The following is a 3,817-nucleotide window of genomic DNA, read 5'->3' on the forward strand; positions in this document are numbered from 1 at the left end:
GACGGCGATGCCGATCAGCACGTTCAGCGTCCGCCATAGGCCCGTATCGATCGTGCTGTCTCCGTGCCCCGCGACGATGCAGATCGTGATGGCGGTGAGCAGCGCGATATAGCCCGCCTTGCCGATCGCGTAATACCCGCAGACACCGGCCGCGATCGACATCAGCACATAGGTGAGCGGCATCGAGCCGATCCAGTGCAGCTGCGCGATCAGCATCAGGCCGATCAATGCACCGAGCATCGTCCCAAGCGCTCGGTCGGCCGCCTTCTTGCGGATGTTGCCGTGATGCTGCAAGCCGCCGATGACGACGAGCACCGTCACCGACGCCCAGATGCCGTTCGGCACGTGAATGCCCGTGGTCACGAGGATGGAGACGAGCATCGCCAGGCCGACGCGCACGGCGTGCAGCATGCTCGCGTGCCGGTACCGGTAGTACGGCGAAACGACGACGCTCGGCAGCGACGTCGTCAGCCATCGGAAGGGGCTAAGGAGCTTAATCACGGGATCGATTCTCGGCTAAACGCGGCGCCGCGTCGATAGAAGCAACCAACGTGACCGACGCGGACAAGGCGCGTGACCGGCGCGTGCCAGACAGCATGACCGACAGCGCGACAGAATCGGGTAGGGTGAGGGGTTACCCCCTCAGCCCTCCCACACCACCGTACGTGCGGTTCCGCATACGGCGGTTCAGTTGATACGCTGGAGGCGATCCACAGTTTCGCGGATCGAGATCAGTCCCCAGACCTTGAAGTAGGCATTGGGTAATGCCTGCTTGAGATGATGGGACCCGGCATTCCACCAAGGGCCACGCCCGTTTACGCTCGATTTCCAGGCTCGCTCTGGGCGCAGACCCAGCTCAAGCATTCGGCGCTCGCGCGTGTGGGGCCGCTTCCATTGCCGCCAAAGTAGGCAGCGTAAGCGTCGACGCAACCATCCGTCCAGTTCTTCCATTCGCCGTCGCTGGTCGTTCAAGCGGTAGTAAGTGGCCCAGCCCCGTAGCAGCGGGTTGAGCGTTTGGATCGTGTGTGCCAGGGACCACCCGCGCCCCTGACGCAGCAGCGCACGCACTCGGTCGAGCAGTCGTTTGACGCTTTCGGGTGCGACACGGATGTGCGCCTGACCCTGCCGTACCGCTACCCGGTAACCCAGGAATTTGCGGGTACTTGGCGGGGCCACCGCACTCTTGGCCTCATTCACGCGTAGCTTCAAGACCCTCTCGAGATAGGCCCTGATGCTCGCCATGACCCGATGTCCCGCCGTTTTGCTGCCGACGTAGATGTTGCAGTCGTCCGCGTATCGGCAGAACGCCAAGCCTCGGCTCTCCAGTTTCCGGTCTAAGTCGCTCAGCAAGATGTTTGACAGCAGCGGGGACAGCGGCCCGCCTTGCGGCGTGCCTTCCGTGCGCGCTTGTACCAGTCCCTCGCTCATCATCCCCGCCTCCAGGAAGCGGCGAATCAGCTTCAGCACCGTTCTATCTTGCACGTGCCGCGCAACTCGGGCCATCAGCACATCGTGGTTGACTTGATCGAAGAACTTCTCCAAGTCGATGTCCACCACCCAATGCTGACCACCTTGGACATGTGCTTGCGCTCGACGAATGGCATCCAGCGCACCCCTGCCCGGTCGGAAACCGAAACTGCTAACCGAGAACGTCGGCTCGAAGATCGGTTGTAGCACTTGATGTACTGCCTGCTGGATAAGACGGTCTACAACGGTCGGCACCCCCAGCATACGCACCCCGCCCGTCGGCTTGGGAATGTCCACTCGGCGCACTGCTCGCGGTATATACGTCCCTTCCAGCAGCGCTTGCTTCACACTTGGCCAGTGCATCTTGAGCCAGTCGCCGAGGTCTTCCACGCTCAGGCCGTCTACTCCAGCCGAACCCTTGTTCCTCTTCACTCGCCGATACGCCAGCCGCATGTTCGCGCGATCCACGACTCGCGCCATCAGCGAGTCGTCCTCCGATTTCGTTTGCCCGTCTGTCGCCGCGCCTGTCTCCGCACCCCGAACGCTATCCTGCGGCTTCCGGCCGCCCCTTGTGTCCGTGGCCCCTGTTACCAGAGCTTCTGCCTCTATAACCGGCGTCGAGATCATCCGTCCTACTCTCGGTATCTTCTGTTCAGGCCTTCAGTCTCAGTGCTCCTCGGCTCGCCGCCTTCGCCTCGACCTACTATGCCCTCTGCTGACTTCTGTTCGCGCCTCCCGTCGCCTTACAGCGCCGGTAGCCGGGTCACCCCAGCACCCGAACAGATCTCCCCGGGTATTGCGCACCCACTTTCACGCTTATGCCTGTCGGATATACGTAGCCCGCGTCGGTGCAAGTTTCGGGCTTCGGAGATTACGGCCTCCTTACCCAGCTGCCACGCCTCATATCCGCTTCCTGTTCGTCAGGCCAGCGCTTTGCCACCCAGCTTCCTTCAGACCTCCAGTCACCCGGAGAACCCTTGCCTTCGGCTAACCCTTCCCCTTGCCGGGCGGGTAGAGGACTCTCACCTCCTAGTGGGTGCGCCCTGCCGGGCGCACCGCAAAAAGGGCGGCACGAGGCCGCCCTGGCGTTCAATCGAAGCGTGCGCGCCGCGCATGATGCGTCAGCGGCACGCGTTGCTTTTAGCCTTCGACCGGATCGAGGTAATCCTCCGGACGCGTACGGTCTTCGGCATGGCTCATGCCGATCGCGCGCACGGCAAAGCTGACGACGATCGCGACGACGAGGTTCACGATCAACGACCACACGGCCGCATAGCCCGGAATCGCATAGCCGCCGAGATGGATCGCGAAGATCGAGCTCTTGAGCCCCGACGACGCCGCCATCCACGTGCCGACGCCGATACCCACGGCCCAACCGGCCAGCAAGCCGCGCGAATCGAGCTTGCGCGTATAAAGGCCGAGCACGATCGCGGGCAGCGTCTGGATGATCCAGATGCCGCCGAGCAGTTGCAACTGAATCGCGTAGGTGAGCGGCAGGCCGAGAATGAAGGCCACGGCACCCACCTTGACGATCAGGGAAACGAGTTTGGCAACGCCCGTTTCTTGCTCGTGCGACATGTTGCGATTGACGAACTCCTTGTGGATGTTGCGCGTGTACAAGTTCGCCGCGGCGATCGACATGATCGCGGCGGGAACGAGTGCGCCGATCGCGATCGCCGCGAATGCCACGCCCACGAACCACGATGGGAAGAAGTGCAGGAACAGGGCCGGCACGGCGAAGTTCGGGCCAAACGCCTTGAAGTACGGCGCGAACTCGGGCATGTCCTTCACGCCCGACGCCAGCGCCATATAGCCGAGCAGCGCGAGCAGACCAAGCACGAGCGAGTACGCCGGCAGCATGGCCATGTTGCGGCGAATGGTGTTGCCCGAGGACGACGACAGAATCGCCGTGACCGAGTGCGGGTACAGGAACAGCGCGAGCGCGGAGCCGACGGCCAACGTGGCGTAGGCGCTATAGCCGTTCATGCTCGCCACGTCCGGTGCCTTGAGCAGCAGCTTGGCGTGCGGCACGGCGCCGAAAATGTGCCCAAAGCCGCCGAGCTGCGCCGGAATGACGATGACCGCGGCGATGATCGTGATGTAAATCAGCAGATCCTTGACCACGGCGATCATGGCCGGCGCGCGCAGGCCCGACGTGTACGTGTAGGCCGCGAGAATCGCGAAGGCGATGATGAGCGGCAGATCGCCGACGAAGCCTGTCGTATTGAACCCGAGGCCGCCGATCACCACTTCGATGCCGACCAGTTGCAGCGCGATATAGGGCATCGTGGCGACGATCCCGGTCACGGCCACGGCCAAAGCCAGCGTGCGGCTGCCGTAGCGAGCGTTC

At 63.1% G+C, this 3,817-nt stretch carries 3 protein-coding genes; all 3 read right to left on the bottom strand.

Going from position 1 to position 3,817, the window contains the following annotated elements:
- The coding region (locus ACTHNZ_RS07930) for an FUSC family protein (RefSeq protein WP_440541954.1) at positions 1-411 on the bottom strand (411 nt) is incomplete at its 3' end.
- Positions 412-687: 276 nt separating this feature from the next.
- The gene (gene ltrA / locus ACTHNZ_RS07935; RefSeq protein ID WP_440541952.1) at positions 688-2,094 is read right to left on the bottom strand and encodes a group II intron reverse transcriptase/maturase; all 1,407 of its coding nucleotides are present in this window, start codon (positions 2,092-2,094) and stop codon (positions 688-690) included.
- 513 nt (positions 2,095-2,607) lie between these two features.
- Positions 2,608-3,817, bottom strand: a 1,210-nt coding sequence (locus ACTHNZ_RS07940; protein WP_440541953.1) for a sodium:solute symporter family protein, incomplete at its 5' end; no start/stop codon positions are given.

Origin of the sequence: Trinickia sp. (assembly GCF_051953955.1) — a bacterium.
In the GTDB taxonomy this organism is placed as follows: domain Bacteria; phylum Pseudomonadota; class Gammaproteobacteria; order Burkholderiales; family Burkholderiaceae; genus Trinickia.

What these genes read in the sequence shown, in the direction of transcription:
- ltrA (WP_440541952.1), bottom strand. Translation starts at nt 2,094, where the DNA reads ATGATCTCGACGCCGGTTATAGAGGCAGAAGCTCTGGTAACAGGGGCC.